This window comes from Sedimentitalea nanhaiensis DSM 24252, assembly GCF_000473225.1.
Classification (GTDB): Bacteria; Pseudomonadota; Alphaproteobacteria; order Rhodobacterales; family Rhodobacteraceae; genus Sedimentitalea; species Sedimentitalea nanhaiensis.
In genome coordinates this window covers 1,518,145-1,538,980 of the sequence record NZ_KI421509.1, presented here as the reverse complement: position 1 = coordinate 1,538,980, position 20,836 = coordinate 1,518,145, and the positions used below count along the sequence as shown (strand labels likewise).

The 20,836-nt window shown below is 61.1% G+C and carries 17 protein-coding genes; 15 read left to right on the top strand and 2 right to left on the bottom strand.

Annotated features, from left to right (window positions below; genetic code table 11):
- The first annotated feature begins 30 nt into the window (after window positions 1-30).
- The 7 genes from NANH_RS0109210 to NANH_RS0109180 all read left to right on the top strand — a co-directional run bounded on the left by NANH_RS0109210 (window position 31) and on the right by NANH_RS0109180 (window position 9,805).
- Window positions 31-981, top strand: a complete 951-nt coding sequence (locus NANH_RS0109210) for an ABC transporter substrate-binding protein (RefSeq protein ID WP_027261776.1) — start codon at window positions 31-33, stop codon at window positions 979-981.
- 10 nt (window positions 982-991) lie between these two features.
- Complete coding sequence (locus NANH_RS0109205; RefSeq protein ID WP_027261775.1) at window positions 992-2,053, top strand: quaternary amine ABC transporter ATP-binding protein; 1,062 nt, start codon at window positions 992-994, stop codon at window positions 2,051-2,053.
- Complete coding sequence (locus NANH_RS0109200) at window positions 2,050-4,116, top strand: ABC transporter permease (protein ID WP_027261774.1); 2,067 nt, start codon at window positions 2,050-2,052, stop codon at window positions 4,114-4,116. The genes NANH_RS0109205 and NANH_RS0109200 overlap by 4 nt, the downstream gene beginning before the upstream one ends.
- 100 nt (window positions 4,117-4,216) lie before the next feature.
- Window positions 4,217-4,750, top strand: a complete 534-nt coding sequence (locus NANH_RS0109195) for a DUF2478 domain-containing protein (RefSeq protein WP_027261773.1) — start codon at window positions 4,217-4,219, stop codon at window positions 4,748-4,750.
- Window positions 4,751-4,792: 42 nt separating this feature from the next.
- Window positions 4,793-6,883, top strand: a complete 2,091-nt coding sequence (locus tag NANH_RS0109190) for a hydantoinase/oxoprolinase family protein (RefSeq protein WP_027261772.1) — start codon at window positions 4,793-4,795, stop codon at window positions 6,881-6,883.
- A complete protein-coding gene (locus NANH_RS0109185) occupies window positions 6,876-8,582 on the top strand; it encodes a hydantoinase B/oxoprolinase family protein (protein WP_027261771.1) in 1,707 nt (568 codons plus the stop codon). Before NANH_RS0109190 ends, NANH_RS0109185 begins: the two co-directional genes overlap by 8 nt.
- Window positions 8,582-9,805 (top strand): NAD(P)/FAD-dependent oxidoreductase, encoded by a 1,224-nt coding sequence (locus NANH_RS0109180; RefSeq protein WP_027261770.1) that lies wholly within the window; start codon window positions 8,582-8,584, stop codon window positions 9,803-9,805. The genes NANH_RS0109185 and NANH_RS0109180 overlap by 1 nt, the downstream gene beginning before the upstream one ends.
- 31 nt (window positions 9,806-9,836) lie before the next feature.
- Here NANH_RS0109180 and NANH_RS0109175 read toward each other — a convergent pair whose 3' ends face one another.
- Window positions 9,837-11,522 (bottom strand): hypothetical protein, encoded by a 1,686-nt coding sequence (locus tag NANH_RS0109175; protein WP_027261769.1) that lies wholly within the window; start codon window positions 11,520-11,522, stop codon window positions 9,837-9,839.
- Window positions 11,523-11,646: 124 nt separating this feature from the next.
- Here NANH_RS0109175 and NANH_RS25855 point away from each other — a divergent pair, with 124 nt between their 5' ends.
- From NANH_RS25855 to NANH_RS0109160, 3 genes are all read left to right on the top strand, one after another.
- Complete coding sequence (locus NANH_RS25855; protein WP_139236494.1) at window positions 11,647-11,997, top strand: hypothetical protein; 351 nt, start codon at window positions 11,647-11,649, stop codon at window positions 11,995-11,997.
- A gap of 146 nt (window positions 11,998-12,143) precedes the next feature.
- Window positions 12,144-13,523, top strand: coding sequence for an amidase family protein (locus NANH_RS0109165; protein WP_027261767.1), 1,380 nt, complete (start codon window positions 12,144-12,146; stop codon window positions 13,521-13,523).
- Window positions 13,524-13,549: 26 nt separating this feature from the next.
- Window positions 13,550-14,230, top strand: a complete 681-nt coding sequence (locus NANH_RS0109160) for a DUF1045 domain-containing protein (protein ID WP_036050662.1) — start codon at window positions 13,550-13,552, stop codon at window positions 14,228-14,230.
- Here NANH_RS0109160 and NANH_RS0109155 read toward each other — a convergent pair.
- Window positions 14,227-14,892, bottom strand: coding sequence for a GntR family transcriptional regulator (locus tag NANH_RS0109155; protein WP_027261765.1), 666 nt, complete (start codon window positions 14,890-14,892; stop codon window positions 14,227-14,229). The genes NANH_RS0109160 and NANH_RS0109155 overlap by 4 nt on opposite strands.
- A 141-nt stretch (window positions 14,893-15,033) precedes the next feature.
- Between NANH_RS0109155 and dctP the strand changes: the two genes are divergently transcribed.
- From dctP to NANH_RS0109130, 5 genes are read left to right on the top strand one after another with little or no spacing between them, the layout of a single operon-like run.
- Window positions 15,034-16,020: a TRAP transporter substrate-binding protein DctP gene (gene dctP / locus NANH_RS0109150; RefSeq protein ID WP_027261764.1), complete on the top strand. Its 987-nt coding sequence runs from the start codon at window positions 15,034-15,036 to the stop codon at window positions 16,018-16,020.
- A gap of 57 nt (window positions 16,021-16,077) precedes the next feature.
- Window positions 16,078-16,626 (top strand): TRAP transporter small permease, encoded by a 549-nt coding sequence (locus NANH_RS0109145; protein ID WP_027261763.1) that lies wholly within the window; start codon window positions 16,078-16,080, stop codon window positions 16,624-16,626.
- Complete coding sequence (locus NANH_RS0109140) at window positions 16,626-17,942, top strand: TRAP transporter large permease (protein ID WP_027261762.1); 1,317 nt, start codon at window positions 16,626-16,628, stop codon at window positions 17,940-17,942. The genes NANH_RS0109145 and NANH_RS0109140 overlap by 1 nt, the downstream gene beginning before the upstream one ends.
- Window positions 17,939-19,186, top strand: coding sequence for a malonyl-CoA decarboxylase (locus NANH_RS0109135; protein ID WP_027261761.1), 1,248 nt, complete (start codon window positions 17,939-17,941; stop codon window positions 19,184-19,186). The genes NANH_RS0109140 and NANH_RS0109135 overlap by 4 nt, the downstream gene beginning before the upstream one ends.
- 12 nt (window positions 19,187-19,198) lie before the next feature.
- Window positions 19,199-20,716 carry a malonate--CoA ligase gene (locus NANH_RS0109130; protein ID WP_027261760.1) on the top strand — a complete coding sequence of 506 codons (1,518 nt, stop codon included), beginning with the start codon at window positions 19,199-19,201 and terminating at the stop codon, window positions 20,714-20,716.
- The last annotated feature ends 120 nt before the right edge of the window (window positions 20,717-20,836 follow it).

The following is a 20,836-nucleotide window of genomic DNA, read 5'->3' as shown; positions in this document are numbered from 1 at the left end:
CCGCAAAACAACGGAACAGGGAGAGACACGATGAAATCACTTGGCTTTGGGCTGGTGCTGTCCGCGCTGGCAGGCCCGATGACCGCCGCAGAACTGGGTGCGGTGGATGAACCGATCAAGCTGGCGATCAATGAATGGACGGGCCAGCATGTCACCACCCATATCGCGGGCGAAATGCTGAAAGCCGCCGGATATCAAGTCGAATATGTCACTGCCGGCATGATGAACCAGTTTCAGGCCATCGGGGATGGTGACGTACATGCGACGCTGGAAATCTGGTCTTCCAACGTGTCGGATGAATATGCCAAGCAGGTCGAGGCTGGCGGTGTGGTCGAGATCGGAGATCTGGGGCTGGATGCGAAGGAAGGCATCGCCTACCCCGCACATGTGGCCGAGATTTGCCCAGGCCTGCCTGCCTGGGAGGCATTGATGGACTGCGCGCCGCAATTCGCGACTGCCGACACCATTCCCCTGGGGCGTCTGGTGGACTATCCGGCGGATTGGGGTACGCCGGGGGCGGACCGCATGATCGGTCTTGCACTGCCGTTCAAGGCTGTTCCGGCGGGGTCCGAAGGGGCGTTGATCACTGAGTTGCGCGCCGCCACCGAAAAGAAATCGCCACTGCTGATTACCTTCTGGCAGCCGCATTGGGCGATGTCCGCCTATGATGTGAAATTTGTCGATCTTCCTGTCGGCAACGAGGATTGCTTTACCGATCCGGCCTGGGGGCCGAACCCGGATGCGGTTAATGACTGCGATTTTGCACCGTCGCGGATCTTTAAGGCGGCCTGGTCGGGAACCGAGGAAAAGTGGCCCGCAGCCTTTGAAATCCTGTCCAACTATCAACTGAGCGTCGAGGACCAGCAACCGATGATGGGTGCGATTGATGTCGATGGCGGCTCGGTCGAAACGGTGGTGGCCGAATGGATGGCCGCGAACCAGGACAGTTGGCGCCCCGTCGTCGATGCCGCGCTGAACTGAGACGCACCGCGTGAGCAGCGACACAGCACCTGCCATCACCTGCCGCCACGTGTGGCAGGTGTTTGGGCCGGACTCAGAACCTGCGCTGGCCCAGGCACTGGCGCAATCGGGCGGCGATGCCGCTGCGGCGGCGGTGGCCTTGCGCGACAAGGGGCTGATCCCGGCGGTACAGGACGCGACATTCGAAGTCGCCGAGGGCGAGTTGTTTGTTATCATGGGCCTGTCAGGCTCGGGCAAATCCACTCTGGTGCGCTGTATTTCGCATCTTCTGGATCCGACCGGCGGCGAAATCCGCATCCACGGCGAGGATATTGTTACCGCCAGCAAGCAGCGGCTGATCGAGTTGCGGCGCAACAAACTGGGCATGGTGTTCCAGCATTTTGGCCTGTTTCCGCATATGACCGTGGCGCAGAACGTGGCCTATCCGCTGCGGGTTCAGGGCGTGAAACAGGCCGCGCGGCGGGCCAAGGCACAGACCGTGATAGATCTGGTCGGCCTGTCGGGGCGCGAAGACACCTATCCGCGCGAGCTGTCAGGCGGACAGCGCCAGCGTGTCGGCATCGCGCGCTCGCTGGTGGCCGATTGCGAGGTTTGGTTTCTGGACGAGCCGTTCTCGGCTCTGGACCCGCTGATCCGCCGCCAGTTGCAGGACGAGTTCCTGCAGATCCGTGCCAATCTGAACACCACCATCGTGTTCATAACCCATGACATCAACGAAGCCCTGAAACTGGCCGACCGGATCGCGATCATGCGCGATGGCAGGATCGTGCAGATCGGCACACCGACCGAAATCGTGCTGAATCCGGTGGATGACTATGTCCGCGAATTTGCCAAGGACGTCGCCAGGGGGCGCCATGCGCGGGTCGCCTCGGTCATGCACAGTGGCGATGGCGGCGGCCATGTTCGGGGGCCGGACGATCCTGGACTGCGCCGCAATATGACACTGGATGCGGCGCTGGCCAAATGCATGGATCTGTACGAGCCGGTTCCGGTCTGGGACGACTCAGGCATGTGTGTGGGCACCGTGCATCCCGCCGAACTGGCCGCTGCCCTGCAGGTGGACGAGGCATGACGACCGCCGCAGATCCGGTTTCGGCGGCGCGCGCAAGGCTGACCCCCGGCGCGCAGGCGGCGCTGGTGACGGTTCTGGTCGGGTGCGTCTGTCTGCTGCTGGGCCCCAATTTGCCGTGGCTGACCGCGTGGCCAGCCGCCTGGACGGCACCGGCCACGCAATGGGTCGGGGTTGGGGCCGAGTGGTTCCTGAACGCGATAAAGCCGGCGGCGCGCGGTTTCTCCGAGGTGCTGCGCTTTCCGATGGACTGGGCGAATTTTGTCCTGGGCGCGACGCCATGGCCGCTGCTTGTCGGTGGGGCCACGGCTTTGGGCTGGGCCATCGGCGGGGTGCGGATGGCGATGCTTGGATTTGCCGGGCTGAGTTTTGTTCTGGCGTCGGGCTATTGGGCGCAGAGCATGAACACGCTGGCCTTGGTGGCCGTGTCCGTGCCTCTGGCGTTGCTATTGGGCGGCGCAATTGGGATCCTGGCCAACGAATTCACCCGCATCCGTGGGGCGGTGCAGGCGATGCTGGACGTGATGCAGACGGTGCCGACCTTCGCCTATCTGACCCCGCTTCTGCTGTTGTTCGGCTTTGGTCCTGTGGTCGGGCTGATTGCCAGTGCCATTTATGCCGCCCCGCCGATGGCGCGCAACGTGATGCTGGGTCTGGAGCGGGTAGACGCCGAGATCAAGGAAGCCGCAGTCATGAGCGGTGGCACACGGCTGCAACAGCTGTTTCAAGTCGAAATTCCATCGGCGGCCTCGCAGATCATGGTCGGGGTCAATCAATGCCTTATGGCGGCACTGTCAATGGTGATCATCGCGGCGGTGATCGGCGGGTTTGACGATATTGGCTGGGAAGTGCTGTTGACCATGCGCAAGGCCCAGTTCGGTCAAAGCCTGCTGGCGGGTCTGGTCATCGTTGCCTTTGCCGTGATCATCGACCGGATGAGCGCGGCACTGGCGCTGGAGCGCCGCCGGTATGACCCGCGCGTGGCCTATTCTCTGATCGGGCTGGCCGTGGTCTTTACGGTCGTGTTCTGGAGCCACCTGCCGGACCCCGCCACTTTTACGCTTCTGGATCCGCTGGCCGCAGCCGTCGACCACGGTCTGGGCGCGTTTACCGCTGACAATGGCGCAAGGCTGGATGCGATCAAGAACGGCGCGATGTTTTACGGATTGCTGCCGCTGAAGATCGGGTTGGACGATGCGGTGCTGGACTTTACCTGGGGATTTCAGTGGACCGCCGCCATGAGCCTGGCGCTGTACGCGCTGGCCCTTGTCGCCGGTTTGCTGCTGGCCTTGCGCGAGCGCCTGACAGGCGGGCTGTTGTTGGTGATCGCGGTCGGGATGCTGGAGACCGGCATCGCAAATCTGCCCTGGCCTTTTGTACTGACTGCGACAGCGGCGCTGGCATGGGTCGCGCAGGGGCGTGGGTTTGCAGCGATCGCAACCGGGTTGCTGTTGACTATCCTGCTGTCGGGCCTGTTCGAGCGGGCGCTGCTGTCCCTGTATCTGTCCGGCGCGGCGGTGTTTGCATGTGCGCTTGTCGGTGGCTGCATCGGTCTGCTTTGTGCGGTCAGCCCGCTGGCGTGGCGGATCATGCGCCCGATTTGCGACATGTTGCAGACCATACCTCTTTTTGTGTTCCTGATCCCGGTCCTTATGTTTTTTCAGATCGGTGAGTTCAGTGCCTTTCTGGCGATCTGCCTCTATGCGGTGGTGCCGATGATCCGCTATACCCGCCACGGGTTGATCTCGACGCCTGGCGAAATGATCGAGGCCGCCACCGCATCGGGGGCAACCACCTGGCAGACGATGCGCGACGTTCGCGCGCCCTATGCGGCGCCAACCATTCTGCTCGGGCTGAACCAGACGATCCTGTATGCGTTCGCGATGCTGGTGATCGCGGCGTTGATCGGCACCACCGGGCTGGGCCAGTCGATCTATCTGGCGCTGGGGCAGGCCGATGTGGGGCTGGGCCTTTCCGCCGGGGCTTCCATGGCCGTTCTTGCATTGATTGCAGACCGGCTGGTGCAGGGCTTTGCCGAGGAACGCCGGCGCGCGCTTGGACTGTGATGCGACAACCTCTTGCCCAGCCAAGCGAAATCCGGCACCAATCCTGCGGGGGGCAAAAGGATCGGCGTCTCCGGGCAGCATGAAACAGGGAGCGGGCGCAATGGCGTTGGCCTATATCAGAACCCAGGCACGTGGGCAGACCGATTTGCTGTTGTCCGAACTGGCCGTGCATCTGACCCGGGCCGGTGTTCCGCTTGGCGGGGTGGTTCAGTCCAACACCCAATGCTCGGATTCCGAACTGTGCGACATGGATGTTCGGGTGCTGCCCGATGGGCCGGTGTTTCGGATATCGCAATCGCTGGGAGCAGGATCGCGCGGTTGTCGGCTGAACCCGGCGGCACTGGAACAGGCGGTGGCGCATGTTCTGTCGGCGCTTGATGGCACGGTCGGGAACCGGCCGGACCTGCTGATCATCAATAAATTCGGCAAGCATGAAGCAGCCGGTCGCGGATTCCGTCCCCTGATCGCCGAGGCGTTGATGCTGGATATCCCCGTCCTGACGGCGGTGAATCCAACCAACGAAGCGGATTTTCTGGCTTTTGCCGAAGGCATGGCCGAATGCCTTCCCACGCAGCTTACGTCGGTGCGGGATTGGGTTTCCGCCATTCTGGCATCGGCAACGGCACGCGTATGATGGGCCAGTGGCGGGCAATCTGAAATCGGGAGTGAGGGCAGAATGTCAGGGCAAGAGGCGCGGTTGGGCGTGGATATCGGCGGTACTTTTACCGACGTGGTTATCGAAATCGGATCGGCTCGGTTTTCGACCAAGGTTCTCACCACCTATTCAGCCCCCGAAGACGCAATCGTGCAGGGGCTGCATCAGGTCTGTGCCCAGGCCAGTATCGCGCCGCATCAGATCGGGCAGATCATTCACGGCACCACCCTGGCAACCAATGCGCTGATCGAACGGCGCGGGGCCAAGACGGCGCTGGTCACGACGCAGGGGTTTCGCGATGTGATCGAGATGCGCACAGAGTCCCGGTTCGAACAATACGATCTGAACCTGACGCTGCCTGACCCCCTGCTGCCGCGCAACCGGCGCTATGTGCTGCGCGAACGCATGGATGCGCAGGGGCAGGTGCTGATCCCGCTTGAGCGGGACGATATAATCGCATTGGCACAGGATCTGCGCGCCGCCGCCTATGAAAGTATCGCCATCGGGTTGCTGCATTCCTATGTCAATCCGGCACACGAACGGATGATCCGCGAGGTATTTGCCGCGCAACTGCCGGGGGTGATGATCTCGTTGTCCTCTGAGGTCAGTCCGCAGATGCGCGAATACGAACGGTTCAACACGACGATCGCCAACGCCTATATCAAGCCTTTGATGAAAAGCTATCTGGGGCGTCTGCAGGGACGTCTGCAGTCGGAGGGCGTCGATTGTTCGATCTTTCTGATGCATTCCGGCGGCGGCATCATCTCGCTGGACAGTGCGGCGGAATTTCCCGTGCGGTTGGTGGAATCGGGCCCCGCCGGGGGCGCGGTGTTTGCCGCCGATATCGCGGCGCGGCATGGGCTGGACAAGGTACTGTCCTTTGACATGGGTGGCACCACCGCAAAAATCTGCCTGATCAAGAACCAGACCCCCAAAACCAGCCGCGTGTTCGAGGTTGCCCGCAGCTATCGTTTCAAAAAGGGGTCAGGTATGCCGATCTCGATTCCGGTGATCGATATGGTCGAAATCGGGGCCGGGGGGGGATCTCTGGCGCATGTGGATGTGATGAACCAGATCCGCGTCGGCCCCGAAAGCGCCGGGTCCGAACCCGGCCCGGCCTGCTACGGGCGCGGCGGGGACCGTCCGGCGGTCACCGATGCAGATCTGGTCCTTGGTAAGCTGGACCCAGAGAACTTTGCCGGGGGCTCGATCCCTCTGTATTTAGACGCGGCAGAGGCCGCATTGCGTTCGGTTCTGGGCGACCGGCTGGAGATGGACGCGACCGAATCCGCCTGGGGCTTGGCCGAGGTGGTGGACGAGAACATGGCCAATGCCGCGCGGGTCCACGCGGTGGAAAACGGCGAGGATCTTTCCGAATATACGATGATCGCCTTTGGCGGTGCCGCCCCGTTGCACGCCGCGCGGCTGTGCGCAAAACTGGGCGTGGATCGCTGTCTGGTGCCGCAAGGGGCAGGCGTCGGATCGGCCATCGGATTTTTGCGTGCGCCCTTCAGTTTTGAGGCCAACCGGAGTGTGTTCATGAAACTGTCGGCCTTTGATGCTGTCGCCGTCGCGGCGTTGTTTTCCGAGATGGAACAAGAGGCCACGAGATTTGTGCGCAGCTGTGACGCCAGCGCCGAAATCCTGAGCGACCACAAGGTTTACATGCGCTATTCCGGGCAGGGCTGGGAAATTCCGGTGGCGCTGAGCGCCCAACAAGCCAGTGCACCGGATGCCGCGACGTTTCTGGCGCTGTTTCAGGCGGATTACATCAAACTGTTTGGCCGCTCTGTTCAGGGCATGGAGGTTGAGATCACCGTCTGGTCGGTCAATGCCTTTACCCGCCCGGATCCGGTTCCGCCCGCGGATCCGGTGGTTGCCGCTCCCCCCCCGGAGGCAGACGGAGAAAGGGCGCTGTTTGATCCGGCTGAGGGCAGAATTGCGCAGGCCCGAATTTACGAGCGCGCCGGGATCTGCCCCGGTATGCAGATCGCCGGCCCCGCCCTGATCACCGAGTCGGAAACCACCATCGTGCTCCCTGCCAGCCGCAGCGCACAGGCGCTGGGCGACGGCTGCATCGACATCCATAGCAAGGAGCCCCGACATGGCTGAGCTTTCCCGTGTCGCCTATCAGGTCATGTGGAATCGCCTGATTTCAGTGGTCGAGGAACAGGCGCAGGCCTTGGTGCGCACCGCCTTTTCCACCAGCGTGCGCGAGGCGGGCGATCTGTCGGCCGGTGTGTATGACGGGCAAGGTCGGATGCTGGCGCAGGCGGTCACCGGCACGCCGGGGCATGTGAATGCCATGGCCGACGCGGTCCCTCATTTCATTCGTCGCATTGGGTGCGACAATATCCACGAGGGCGATGTCTATATCACCAATGATCCGTGGGAGGGCACAGGCCACCTGCATGACATCACGGTTGTCACCCCCTCGTTTCATCAAGGGCGGCTTGTCGGTTTCTTTGCCTGCACCGCGCATATCGTCGACATTGGCGGCCGCGGGTTCGGGGCGGATGCGAACTCGGTCTACGAAGAGGGGCTGTACATCCCGATCATGAAACTGGCAGCGCGTGGCGAGGTCGATCAGACGCTGATCCGGATCATCCGGGGCAATGTGCGAGAACCGGACCAGTTGGTCGGTGACATCTATGCGCTGGTCACTTGCAATGACATCGGCCACCGCCGCCTGATCGACATGATGACCGAATTCGATCTGGCCGATCTGGATGGTATCGCCGACTTTATCCTGACCAATTCGCGCGAGGCGACACTGGAGCGTATTCGGGCGCTGCCCCGTGCTGGCGCATCGGGCGCGATGCAGATCGATGGCTATAGCCACCCGGTGGATCTGAAGGTGCATCTGAGTTTTGCCGGCGACCATGTCCTGTGCGATTTTGCCGGCACTTCGGGGGTGGATAAAAAGGGCATCAACGTGCCGCTGGTCTACACCAAGGCCTATGCCTGTTATGCGCTGAAATGCGCGATTGCTCCGGAAATTCCCAACAACGCTGCGTCCCTCGATCCTTTCCGTGTGGTCGCACCGGAAAGCAGTATCGTCAACGCGGTGCATCCCGCGCCGGTGGCGCTGCGTCACGTGATCGGTCACATGATCCCCGACACGATCTATGATGCGCTGGACAAGCTGTTGCCCGACACGGTGCCCGCCGAAGGGGCTGGTTGTCTGTGCAATTTCCAACTGTCTTTGCGGCCCCGCACCGATGCCCCCGCACCAGAGGACGCGGTGCGCGCCGAAGTCTTGACCTTCAATTCGGGCGGTTCGGGCGCACGGCCCAAGTTGGACGGGATGAATGCCACCGCCTTTCCATCCGGTGTCATGACCATGCCGGTCGAAGCCACAGAGCAGGTCGGCCCGGTGATCGTCTGGCGCAAGGAGTTGCGCCCGGACAGTGGTGGCGCGGGGGCATGCCGAGGCGGGTTGGGGCAATACATGGAAGTTGGAGCCCGCGAGGGCCACGAATTCGACCTGCAGGCCATGTTCGACCGTGTCGATCATCCTGCACGCGGTCGGCGCGGGGGCCGGTCAGGTGCGCCCACCACCATTGCCCAGGACGATGGCACCGCGATGAAAGGCAAGGGCAAGCAGTTTGTGCCCCATGGGCGGCGCGTCATGATGGGCTTTCCGGGCGGTGCCGGGTATGGCGCTCCCATGGACCGCAGGCCCGAACAGATCAAACGGGATCTGGCCCTGGGGTATATCGGCATCGCCTCGGCGCGAGCGGATTACGGGCTGGACGAGGCCGAAATTCAGGACGTGATGCAACGAGCCAAACTGGGAGATATTTTCTGATGAGCCGAGCGAGCATGCACCAGACCCCCGCCCGCGCCACCTATGATGTTGTCATCGTTGGCGGTGCGATGCTGGGGTCTTCGACAGCGTGGTTTCTGACCGAAAACCCGGATTTTGACGGCTCGGTCCTCGTCATCGAGCGTGATCCCTCTTATGGGATGTGTTCGACGGCGCATACCAACTCGTGCATTCGGCAGCAGTTCAGCAGCGCCTTGAACGTGCGGATTTCCCAGTTTGCCGCCGATTTCATCAAGAACTTCCGCGCGTATATGGGGGGCGACACGCGGGTGCCCGAACTGTCGATCCAGAGCTACGGCTATCTCTATCTGGCTGATTCTCCTGCCTTTGCCGAAGTTCTGCGCCAGAACCAAAAGGTGCAATTGGCCGAGGGTGTCGCGACACAGCTTCTGACGCCGGACGAGATCGCGCGCGACTATCCATTCTACCGGCTGGACGACATTGTTCTGGGCAGTATCAACCGCATTGACGAAGGGTATTGGGATGGCGGCACGGTGTTTGACTGGTTGCGGCGCAGCGCACGCGAGCGGGGCGTCGAATACATCAGCAACGAAGTCGTGGAGATGAGCCGCAATGCCGCTGGCGACCGGGTTGAAACGGTGACGCTGAAATCGGGCGAAAAAATTGCCTGCGGTCAGGTTGTCAACGCCTCGGGGCCACGCGCGACGCGGACAGCGGCGATGGCCGGGATCGAGATACCGGTCGAGCCGCGCAAGCGGTTCACATGGATCTTTTCGGCGGAACGCCCGCTGGACCGGGAATTGCCGTTGACCATTGACCCATCGGGTGTCCACATGCGTCAGGATGGGCCGACCACCTATATGGCCGGAGGGCATGCCGATCCTGATCCGGCTGTGGATTTCGACGATTTTACCATGGATCACGGGCTGTGGCAGGATCAGGTCTGGCCCACAATCGCCACTCGTATCCCGCAATTCGAGGCGATCAGGGTGGTGACCGAATGGGTCGGGCACTATGCCTATAACACGTTGGATCAGAATGCGATTGTCGGTCCGCATTCGCAGATCGAGAACTTTGTTTTTCTCAACGGCTTTTCAGGGCATGGGCTGCAGCAAGCGCCGGCGATGGGGCGCGGCACGGCAGAATACCTGACCTATGGCGAATTTCGCAGCCTCGATCTGTCACCCTTGGGATACGGGCGGATCGAGCGCGGCGAGCCCGTTGTGGAGAAAGCGGTGATCTGATCTGCGGCAGGCCGGGTATGCCTCGCCAGGCTTATCCTTTGGATTCCCGCTGAAAGGCGCGTTGCAATTGCGATAGCAGGGCCTGTTCCAGATCGCGATGATATCGGCGGTTTTTAACGAATTCGACGAGGCTATCCTGAGTGGGAAGACCCTGGCGCGCGAGAAGGGTTCGCAAGCGTTGCATCTCATTTAACTGGCCGACCCGCGAGGCGGCAAGGTAGCGCAACAGCAATTCAGGCTTGGATGTCGGCGTTGTCAGCGGCAGGGTGGCCGCAACAGCCGCAGCATCGTCCGATCCCATGGCGGCATGAAAGGCACGGGTCACAAAGAACGCGCTAGGGGGCGTTTGCTCCAGTGCGATGGCTTGATCAATCTGGGCCAAGCCTTGGTTCCACTGACCCACAAATTCTGCCCGCATCGATCCGATTAAGGCAAGGGCCATTGGATGGCGCGGGAACAATTCTAGCAGTTTTCGCCCATGTTTCGCGGCCTCTGACAGGTTTTGGCTCGGTCCCTGCACATCCAGCACGATGGCGGCTGTGAGTGTCGGGTTGCGCAGGGGGGCCAGTTGCAGCCCCTTGTCGATCGCGGCGCGCGCATCGGCCCAGCTATCGCGCCCGGGCCGCGGGTTCCGGCCAAACCTGACTTCGTCCATGTAGAGTATGCCCAGACCGGCCCAGGCTTCGCCGTATTTGGGGTATTGCGAAACAACGCGTTCCAGACACTCCCGCAGTTTCAGGTGTTCGGTATTGGTGGGCGCGTCAATATATTTGTAGATGCTAATGAAACAGATAAAGGCCTCGAGGCTCGTTTCGGAATGGCGGGCGTTCCGGGCAATGATCAGATCCGGTGAAATGCCGTTTTCGGAGCCAATGCTCTGGGCAATCCCACTGGTGATGCGATTCTGGGCTGACTGGATATCCGACACCGTGATGGCGACGGAATCCGACCAGCTCCAGACCAGATTCTGATCCGGCAGGGCCACCAGCTGCGCGTTCGACAAGAGTTGGCTTCCCTGCCACAATATGCTGCTTTTGAGGACATAGTCGGCCCCGAGTTCCTCGGGGTTCAGCGGCGAGACCACCGCGATCCAGGGATAGGCCGACAGATCCATGGAAAGCTCCGAGTACAACCCGAATGCGATCTCTTCGAGACTCGCGTGATCGCCGGCCTTTTCAAATGGCAGGACAGCGATGCGCAGCACGTCGTAAGGCATGCGTTCTTCGGCGTTTTGCGACAGCCAGGCCCGTGGGCTGGCCAATGTCCAGACCGCCACCAGTGCTGCCGTAACCCCGGCGGTCGCCGCGGCCCAAACCCATCTCGGCCTGCGGGTCGGTTTGCAGGGCCGCGCTGGCCGGGTGATCCTGGGCCGGTATGTCCCCTTTGGAATGTCGATCAACACCAGTTCCGGATCTGTATTTCCGGCAAAGAAAAGGTTCAGCGCATCGCGTAGCCGCCCGACCTCAGAGCGCACGATACTGTCGCTGGCCGGATCAAACGAGTCGTCGCGGCCAAACACGTCCAGGGCGATTGCAAAGGCCTTGATCTCTGCACCCTTGCCCGCGCACTCCTGCCCGACGAGATAGTCCAGAAGATGGGTGCGGCGTTTGCCCCGACCCAGTTTGCCAGAGGCCTTTATTGCGGCCATGGTCTTTTCGATCCGCGCTAGATGAGTCGGGTCGCAGATCTGTTGTTCATTTTCCGAATCGTTCGTCATGGATTGACTGGCTCATCTTTATTTGTTTTAAAAACAGTGCTTTAATTACGTTTATGCGGGGCACGTGCTATCAATGGCTGTGGATTGGGTGCAGTGTGCCACGATAAACTCCAGGAAAGAGATCATGCCAGATATGCCAAAGAAACCACCGCGAAGCGTTTCAGCACAAGAGGCTGCTGAAGAGGTGGTGGAAGAATTGTATCGTCTGGCCGAGATTATCAAGTCCCCTTCCGGGGACAACCTGAGCGGGCGCGAAGACGAAAAACACCTTGCAACGGAGCGTCTGGCCGAGTTGTTGGATATGGCCGGACCCGGATCTCTTCCAGAGGCGCAGACTGAGCATGAATGGGTTTTGGATGTTCTGCAGGATTTGGCGCAATATGCAGAGAGCCGGAATCTTGGCGATCTGAATCGTCTCCTGTTGGATGCACGGTTCGTTGCGGCCCAGATGCTTGAAGAAGGCTACGCCAACTAAGACCGGCGGCAAGCACGGAGCAGAATGACAAGAGCAACGCAGGCCCCCTGCCGGGAAAACAGCGGTCCGCATGGCATTCTGACGTTATTTCAATTGATCTGCCCGGGGCTTGGCGTCAACTTGCGCTGAACAAGAGGGGACATGGCATGGCAGAGCTGTGGGAACTGACGGCCGCCGAAATCGCGGCCGAAGTGCGCTGTGGTCAACTTTCGGTGGTCGAAATCACTCAGGCGCACCTGCAGCGGCTGGAGCAGGTCAACCCGCGCATCAATGCCGTCGTACAGGAGTTTCCGGACGAGGCGCTGGCATCGGCGCGCGATCTGGATCAGAGGATTGCCAAGGGCGAGACGCCGGGGCCTCTGTGCGGTGTGCCGATCACCATCAAGGTGAACGTCGATCAGAAGGGCCATGCAACCACAAACGGTTTGAAACAGCTTGCGGGTCTGGTGGCGGACCAAGACAATCCTGTTGTGGCCAACTTGCGTCGCGCCGGGGCGATCATCGTGGGGCGTACGAACACGCCAGCGTTTTCGCTGCGCTGGTTCACCAACAACGATCTGCACGGCCAGACGCTGAACCCGCGTGACGCGGCGCTTACACCGGGTGGATCCTCGGGCGGGGCGGCGGCGGCTGTGGCCAGTGGTATCTGCGCGGTGGGGCATGGCACGGATATTGCAGGGTCGGTGCGTTATCCTGCCTATGCCTGTGGCCTGCATGGGTTGCGCCCCAGCCTGGGGCGGGTCCCGGCCCATAACGCGACCGGCGCGGACCGGTTCATCGGCGCGCAGCTGATGGCCGTATCCGGCCCGATCACCCGATCAGTGGAAGATATCCGCTTGTCGCTTCTCGCGATGGCGGCCCCCGATCCGCGCGATCCGTGGTACACTCGGTCGCCGTTGGAGCAGGGCAATTTCGAACGGCGTGCGGCGCTGTGTATCGCACCAGAGGGCTTGGTGGTCGCCGACCAGGTTGCGGTGGCGCTGCGCGAGGCAGCAGAACGGCTGCGCGCGGCTGGCTGGACGGTTGAAGAGACCCCAACGCCTCCGCTGCGCAAAGCCGCCAGAATCAATGCCCAGCTATGGATGGCGGAAACACAGTTTTCGACCGTTCAGATGATCCGCAACGAAGGCGAGGCGGATTCGCAATTTGTCTATCGGCAGATGGCGCTGGATGCCGGAAACATCGATCTCGATGGTCTGATGCAGGCCACTCGAAGCCGGGCCACCTTGATTCGCGAGTGGGAGACGTTCTTGCGCCGATACCCGGTGGTCTTGTGCCCGGTTTCGGCAGAATTGCCTTTCCCGCAACAGCTGGACGTACGGTCCGAGGCGGATTTCCAACGGGTCTTTGAGGCACAGTTGATTCAGCGTGCGCTGCCGGCATTGGGATTGCCCGGATTGACGGTTGCAATGCAACCGGTGGGGGTGCAACTGATCGCCGGGCGCTTTCGAGAAGATATCCTGATTGCGGCCGGGGCGGCAATCGAGGCGGCAGGGCCCGTGGTGACGGTTTGCGATCCAGAGTGATCGGAGCGACCGGTATGGGCGGCGGCATGTTCACAAGGATCGCGATTTATCATGTCCCGGCTGGCGACCTGGGCGCATTTGGTGCGCGGTGGCTGGGGTGGGACATCGCGCAGGGGCACGTGAGCGCGCAGACCGGCGAACTTTATCCGGCACAGGCCGAAGTCACCGCCCGCCCGCGCCGGTATGGGCTGCACGCGACGATCAAACCCCCTTTCCGGCTTGCGGGCAGGGCCTCGTTTGCGGCGCTTTCACAGGCGATGGAGAAGCTCTGCGCGCAGCTTGAACCGGTCACGTTGTCGGGGTTGGAGATTGCGCGGATGGGACGATTTCTGGCGCTGCTTCCCAAGGGCGGTGTCGATGGGCTGAACGCCTTGGCCGCGCGGGTGGTGGTCGATCTGGACGAGTTTCGCGCACCACTCAGTGCAGCAGAACTGGACCGGCGGCGCAAGGGCCGGCTGAGCCCGTCCAAAGCCAGCAACCTGCTGCGTTGGGGCTATCCCCATGTCATGCAGGATTTTCGGTTCCACATCACCTTGACCGGGCCGCTGGACGATGAAACTGCAGGGCGGGTTTATACAAGCTTGCGGTCGCATCTGTCCGAGTTGGTGTCTGGCCCGTATCCGGTGGATAGCCTGTCCTTGGTAGGGGAAGACGACCAGGGCCATTTTCACGAAATCGAACGCTATCCGCTCGCCAGCGTGCCCTAGATTCCGGATGGGGCCTGGGTTTTCAGGTAAGCCATGAGGTGGTGGAATTTTTCGCCTTGAACGGCGACATGCTCGCGCAGGATACTGGCCGCGCGGTCAGCCTCACCGGATCTCAGGGCTGCCACGATGGCCAGGTGTTCTGCCATGGATTGCTGCAAACGTCCGCGCAGGCGCAGTTGGATCCGGCGATAGGGTTTCAGGCGATGTTGCAGCCGCTGCGCTTCGCGTGCCAGGAACCCATTGCCCGATTGCTGGTATATCAGGCGGTGAAACTGTTCGTTCTCTCGATAATAGCCATCGGTATCGTTCTCGGCGACAGAGAGCCGGGAGCGCCGGTTGACAGCGTCCAGTTCCTCCAGAGCTCCATCCGAGATGCGAATGGCAGCCAGTCGCCCGCAGACCGCCTCGATCTCGGCCATGGTTTCGAACATCTCGACCAGTTCGACAGGGCCGGGTTGACGCACAAAAACACCGCGCCGTGGAATTTGGGCCGCCAGTCCCGAGGCCACGAGCCGCTGCAGCGCCTCGCGTATCGGGGTGCGGGAAACGTCGAATTCCGTGGCCAGACGAATTTCGTCCAAACGATCACCGTCGCCGAACCGACCGGTAAAGATCAGCTCTTCCAATGCGTCGGCAATCTGGTCTGCGCGTCTGCTGTCCATGCGAAATCCTAGCGCGCGCCCGCTTTGTGTGCAATACGATGCTTCTTGTATACACGAATCTTGACTTTGGGGTCACCAGCGCAAACACTGCCGCCCACACGCCGGGGTTCAAAACGACCGGACGGAAAACGGGAGGATAAAATGACAAGAAATTTCCTGACAGCGACCGCTGCGGCGGCGCTTGTGGTTCTGGGAGGGGTGGCGAGCGCAACCGAATTGCGACTGTCGCACCAATGGTCCAACAACGATGTGCGTCACCAGGTGGCACAGATTGTGGCGGATGAGGTGGCTGCCGCCGACGTCGATCTCGAGATCAAGATCTTTGGCAGCAAATCGCTGTTCAAGCCGCGTGAACAATACAAACCATTATCGCGGGGCCAGTTGGACATGACTGTGTTTCCGCTGTCCTATGCCGGGGGGCAGCAGCCCGCGTTCAATCTGACTCTGATGCCGGGGCTGGTCAAAAACCACGATCACGCCGCGCGTCTGAGCGACTCGCCCTTTATGGAGGCGATCGAGGCCAAGATGGCCGAGGATGACGTCATGGTGCTGGTGCATGGCTATCTGGCGGGCGGATTCGCCGGCAAGGACAAATGCATCACCAAACCCGAGGATGTCGTCGGCTTGCAGACACGGGCCGCAGGCAAGGCGTTTGAGCAGATGCTCGCCGGGGCCGGGGCATCGATTGCCTCGATGGCCAGTTCGGAAATCTACAACGCGATGCAGACCGGAGTCCTGAACGCGGCGAATACCTCGTCCAGTTCCTTTGTCAGCTATCGCATCTACGAGCAGGTCGCTTGCTATACTCCCGCAGGCGAAGTCGCTTTGTGGTTCATGTATCAGCCGCTGTTGATGAACAAATCCACGTTCGAAGGGCTGACCGATGCACAGCAGGCCGCCTTGTTGGCCGGGGCCGCAAAAGCCGAGGCATTCTATCTGCAAGAGGCCAAGAAAGAGGATGCGGCGTCAGTCGAGATGTTCCGAAATGCAGGCGTCGAGATTGCCGAGATGACACCAGAAGATTTCGAGGCCTGGCGCGCGGTTGCGCGGGAAACATCCTATAAGGCCTTTGTCGAGCAGGTCCCGGACGGGCAGGCGCTGCTGGACATGGCCCTGGCGGTTCAGTGATCGGCTCGGGCGGTGCCGCATCGGGGCCGCCCCAATTGAATTCATAAGGAGCATAGCATGGCGGGCCACAGTTCGGCCGTTCCGGCGCAAGTCGGAAGTAACCGCTTTCTGCGCGTCGCGGCGGGCCTGTCCACCCTTGCCGGGTGGATTTCGGCGGGCATGATCGTGGCGGCGGTAGCGATCACCTGCCAAATGATCGTGGTCCGCTTCGTGCTGAACGGTTCGACCATTTGGCAAACCGAAGCTGTCATCTATCTGGTCATTTCGGCCACCCTGATCGGGTTGCCCTATGTACAGCGGTTGCGTGGACATGTGAATGTCGACCTGGTGCCGCTGTCGCTGCCCAAACGGGCCCGCAAGGTTCTGGCGGTTTTCACCCTGTCGCTGTCTATCGCCATTGTCGCGCTGATGCTGTGGTATGGCTACGACTACTGGCATTTCGCCTGGGCGCGGGGATGGACCTCGGACACGGTCTGGGGAGTCCGGCTTTGGATTCCGTACCTGGCGTTGCCGGTCGGGTTCGGCCTGTTTCTGTTGCAATTGGTGGCTGATCTGGTTGCGGTGATCCTGGGAATCGATGCGCCCTTTGGGCTGGAGGACAGCTGATGGATCCACTGCTGCTGGGGGCCTGCGTCGCCGTCATTACCATACTGGTGCTGTTTTCCGGGGTTTCGGTGGGCCTGGGCCTGCTGATCGTGTCGGCGGGCTTTCTGATCGTGTTCGACGGCGTGCGCAGCCTCGAGCTGATGCCGGAAATCCTGTTCGGCAAGCTCGACAATTTCGCGCTGCTGTCGATCCCGATGTTCATTATCATGGGCGCATCCATCGCCTCGACCCGCGCCGGGGCGGATCTGTACGAGGCGCTGGAGCGCTGGCTGACCCGCATTCCCGGCGGTCTGGTGATTTCCAATCTCGGCGCTTGCGCGCTGTTTGCGGCCATGTCCGGGTCCAGCCCCGCCACCTGTGCCGCCATCGGCAAGATGGGCATTCCCGAGATGCGCAAGCGGGGCTATCCCGACGGTGTCGCCGCCGGATCCATCGCGGCCGGGGGGACGCTTGGCATCCTGATCCCGCCGTCGGTCACAATGATTGTCTATGGCATTGCCACCGAGACCAGTATCGGGCGTCTGTTCCTGGCGGGCGTTTTACCGGGTGCACTTCTGGTCGGGCTGTTCATGGCGTGGTCTCTGTATTCGACCTGGCGGTCAGGCAACATCGCCCTGTTGAACACAGGTAGCTATACTTGGAGGCAGCGCATTGAGATCCTGCCACGGGTGTTGCCGTTTCTGGCGATTATTCTGGGCGTGTTGTATGCGATGTACGGTGGCATCGCCACACCAAGCGAAACCGCAGCAGTGGGAGCGTTGCTGTGTCTGGTGATCGCGATGGTGATCTACCGCCTTTGGCATCCGCGCGATTTGTGGGTCGTGCTGCGAGACAGCACCAAGGAATCGGTCATGATCCTGTTCATCATCGCAGCCGCCGGGGTGTTTTCCTATATGCTGTCCAGCCTGTTCATCACCCAATCCATTGCCGAATGGATCGGCACACTGGATGTGAACCGCTGGGTTCTGATGGCGGCGGTCAATGTTTTTTTGCTGATCGCGGGTTTCTTTCTCCCGCCGGTTGCGGTGATTCTGATGGCGGCACCGATCCTGCTGCCGATCATCACCACCGCCGGGTTCGACCCGATCTGGTTTGCGGTGGTGCTGACCATCAACATGGAAATCGGCCTGATCAGCCCTCCTGTCGGGCTGAACCTGTATGTCATCAACGGTATTGCGCCGGACATCTCGTTGAAAACAATTCTGACCGGATCGCTGCCTTTTGTGGCCTGCATGGTGCTGGCAATTGTACTGTTGTGCCTGTTTCCCGGGCTGGCGACCTGGCTGCCTGACTATGTGATGGGCACTGCGATATGAGCTTTCTTGCAGATCTTCTGTCCACCGTGTTCGAGCGTCGTTATCGCGGTGCGTCTGAGCCAGACCCGGCCGGGCGTACGATCAAGGAGTTGTCCAACGACCTTTTGGGCAGCTCGGGCGAGGTTTCGGGCATGGCGCTGGCCCGCCATATTCTGGATCGCTATGCTGGGATGGATGACAGTGAAAAGCTGGCTTTCTTCCAATTCACGATACAGGGATTGGGTATTGATCCGGATGCCGTGCGTCGCACATTGGACGCGTTTCAGGCCGACCCGAACAAATCCACGTATCGCGCCTTTCTCGCCGCATCCGAGCCGCGTCGCCAGGAATTGGCGCGTCGGCTGAACCAGGTGCCCGGCGCAACCGGGCAGTTGGTCGAGATGCGCAAGGATCTGCTAAGTCTCTCTCGCGATGCACCGGACCTGCTGATGGTCGATCTGGATTTCCGGCACTTGTTCGCCTCTTGGTTCAACCGCGGTTTTCTGGTGCTGCGCCCGATCAACTGGGAAAGCCCGGCAGACATTCTGGAGAAGATCATTGCCTACGAGGCGGTCCATGCCATCGACAGCTGGGAGGACCTGCGCCGCCGCTTGAAGCCCGAAGACCGGCGCTGTTTTGCCTACTTTCATCCGGCGATGCCCAATGAGCCGCTGATCTTTGTCGAAGTGGCTCTGACACGCGGAGTTCCCGGCTCTATTCAGGCGTTGCTTTCGGACGATCGTGCCGCCCTGCCTGCAGGGCAGGCAGATACGGCGGTGTTCTATTCGATTTCGAATTGCCAGGGTGGATTGGCGGGAATTTCGTTCGGCAATTCGCTGATCAAGCAGGTGGTGGCCGATCTGTCGCGGCAACTGCCGGAGCTGAAAACTTTTGTCACCCTGTCCCCGATTCCCGGCCTGAACCGGTGGGTGGGCGAGAACGGCGGGCGAATGCCAATGAAAACGCCAGAAGACAGGCAGCGCTGCGCAGCCCACTATCTGCTTAACGCCAGGCGCACTGATGGCAGCCCCTATGATCCGGTCGCACGTTTCCATCTGGGCAACGGGGCCATGATCCATGCCGTTCATGCGGACGCCGATGTGTCGGCCAATGGCATCGCCCGGTCCAGCGGGGTCATGGTCAATTATCTCTACGACCTGTCCTTGATTTCCCAGAACCACGAGCGCTATGCCAGCGGGCAAGACGTTGTTGCCGCGCCCGAGGTGATGGCTCTGGCTCAGGCGGCCCAGACGCAAACCGCATAAGGAAACACTTGGATGGCGAACCCACTTTACGACACCCTGTTTGGCGCACATGCCGGGCGCGACACGCCATTCTTGTATCTGGAAGATGACAAGGTGCTGACCCATTCGGCGTTTCTGGCAATGACCGCCCGGTTCGCACATGTTTTTGCCGATCTCGGCGCTCAGCCCGGTGACCGGTTGGCGGTGCAGATCGAGAAGTCACCCGAGGCGCTGGCCATCTATGCCGCATGCATTCAGGCCGGAATTGTCTTCCTGCCGCTCAACACCGCCTATACGGCGGATGAGGTGAGTTATTTCGTCGAAAACAGCGGTGCGCGGATCCTTGTTTGCGACCCGGCCAACAGCGAACGACTGGCTCCGGTTGCGACTGCGGCAGATGCCGTTCTGGAAACCCTGAGTGGGGATGGCAGCGGGTCTCTGCCGCTCAAGGCACAGGCGCAATCGGATCGGTTCGACACCGCGCCGCGCACCGCCGACGATCTGGCTGCGTTTCTCTATACATCCGGCACCACCGGACGTTCAAAGGGGGCGATGCTGACCCAGACCAACCTGTTGTCCAATGCCCAGGTGCTGGCCGATTATTGGCAGTTCACCGACCGGGATCTGCTGTTGCACGCGCTGCCGATCTTTCACACCCATGGCTTGTTCGTGGCCACCAACATCACGCTGATTGCAGGCGGCGCTATGATCTTTCTGCCCCGGTTCGATCCGGATCGCATCATCGCCGAAATGCCGCGCGCCACCTCGATGATGGGTGTGCCGACGTTTTACACCCGCCTGCTGGACGATCCCCGTTTCACCCGCGATCTGGCCGCACATATGCGCCTGTTCGTGTCGGGCAGCGCCCCCCTGCTGGCGGAAACCCATGTACAGTTTCAGAACCGCACCGGCCACCGGATTCTGGAACGCTATGGCATGACGGAAACCAACATGAACACCTCCAACCCCTATGCGGGCGAACGCCGGGCCGGGACCGTCGGTTTTCCACTGCCGGGGGTCGAGCTGAAGATCACCGATCCTGCAACCGGAGAGACCCTGGCTGACGGTGAAGTCGGCCAGATCGAGGTACGCGGGCCGAATGTCTTCGCGGGTTATTGGCAGATGCCTGAAAAGACCCGTGAAGAGCTGCGTCAGGACGGGTTCTTCATTACTGGCGATTTGGGCAAGATTGACGATCGGGGCTATGTCCACATCGTCGGACGCAACAAGGATCTTATCATTTCGGGAGGCTACAACATCTATCCCAAAGAGATCGAACTGGTGCTGGACGAGCAGCCCGGTGTACTTGAAAGTGCAGTCATCGGTGTGCCGCACCCGGATTTTGGCGAAACCGTCGTCGGCGTTCTGGTGCCCGATGGCGCATCTGTACCGGATGTTTCAGCCATCAGCGCGGCGGTCGGGCAATCGCTGGCCCGGTTCAAACATCCGCGCAAACTGGTCATTGTTCCCGAGTTACCGCGCAATACGATGGGGAAGGTGCAAAAGAACCTGCTGCGCGCGCAGTTTGCGGGCATGTTTCAGCCCAAATGAGGATAAAAGGGGCTGTTGGCACAATGGCCCAGACGTGGACATGACCCAAGCGATAGAACGTGACCTGCGCGCCAAGTTCCCTCCGGCCTTGCGCAGAGTCCTTGGGTTTAAATCTGTGCC

Bases quoted from the DNA above. Each gene is read 5' to 3' on its own strand.
- NANH_RS0109190 (WP_027261772.1), top strand. From the start codon at position 4,793: ATGTCAGGGCAAGAGGCGCGGTTGGGCGTGGATATCGGCGGTACTTTT.
- NANH_RS0109200 (WP_027261774.1), top strand. From the start codon at position 2,050: ATGACGACCGCCGCAGATCCGGTTTCGGCGGCGCGCGCAAGGCTGACC.
- NANH_RS0109135 (WP_027261761.1), top strand. From the start codon at position 17,939: ATGAGCTTTCTTGCAGATCTTCTGTCCACCGTGTTCGAGCGTCGTTAT.
- dctP (WP_027261764.1), top strand. From the start codon at position 15,034: ATGACAAGAAATTTCCTGACAGCGACCGCTGCGGCGGCGCTTGTGGTT.
- NANH_RS0109130 (WP_027261760.1), top strand. From the start codon at position 19,199: ATGGCGAACCCACTTTACGACACCCTGTTTGGCGCACATGCCGGGCGC.
- NANH_RS0109185 (WP_027261771.1), top strand. From the start codon at position 6,876: ATGGCTGAGCTTTCCCGTGTCGCCTATCAGGTCATGTGGAATCGCCTG.
- NANH_RS0109175 (WP_027261769.1), bottom strand. From the start codon at position 11,522: ATGACGAACGATTCGGAAAATGAACAACAGATCTGCGACCCGACTCAT.
- NANH_RS0109160 (WP_036050662.1), top strand. From the start codon at position 13,550: ATGTTCACAAGGATCGCGATTTATCATGTCCCGGCTGGCGACCTGGGC.
- NANH_RS0109155 (WP_027261765.1), bottom strand. From the start codon at position 14,892: ATGGACAGCAGACGCGCAGACCAGATTGCCGACGCATTGGAAGAGCTG.
- NANH_RS0109165 (WP_027261767.1), top strand. From the start codon at position 12,144: ATGGCAGAGCTGTGGGAACTGACGGCCGCCGAAATCGCGGCCGAAGTG.
- NANH_RS0109145 (WP_027261763.1), top strand. From the start codon at position 16,078: ATGGCGGGCCACAGTTCGGCCGTTCCGGCGCAAGTCGGAAGTAACCGC.
- NANH_RS0109210 (WP_027261776.1), top strand. From the start codon at position 31: ATGAAATCACTTGGCTTTGGGCTGGTGCTGTCCGCGCTGGCAGGCCCG.
- NANH_RS0109140 (WP_027261762.1), top strand. From the start codon at position 16,626: ATGGATCCACTGCTGCTGGGGGCCTGCGTCGCCGTCATTACCATACTG.
- NANH_RS0109180 (WP_027261770.1), top strand. From the start codon at position 8,582: ATGAGCCGAGCGAGCATGCACCAGACCCCCGCCCGCGCCACCTATGAT.
- NANH_RS0109195 (WP_027261773.1), top strand. From the start codon at position 4,217: ATGGCGTTGGCCTATATCAGAACCCAGGCACGTGGGCAGACCGATTTG.
- NANH_RS25855 (WP_139236494.1), top strand. From the start codon at position 11,647: ATGCCAGATATGCCAAAGAAACCACCGCGAAGCGTTTCAGCACAAGAG.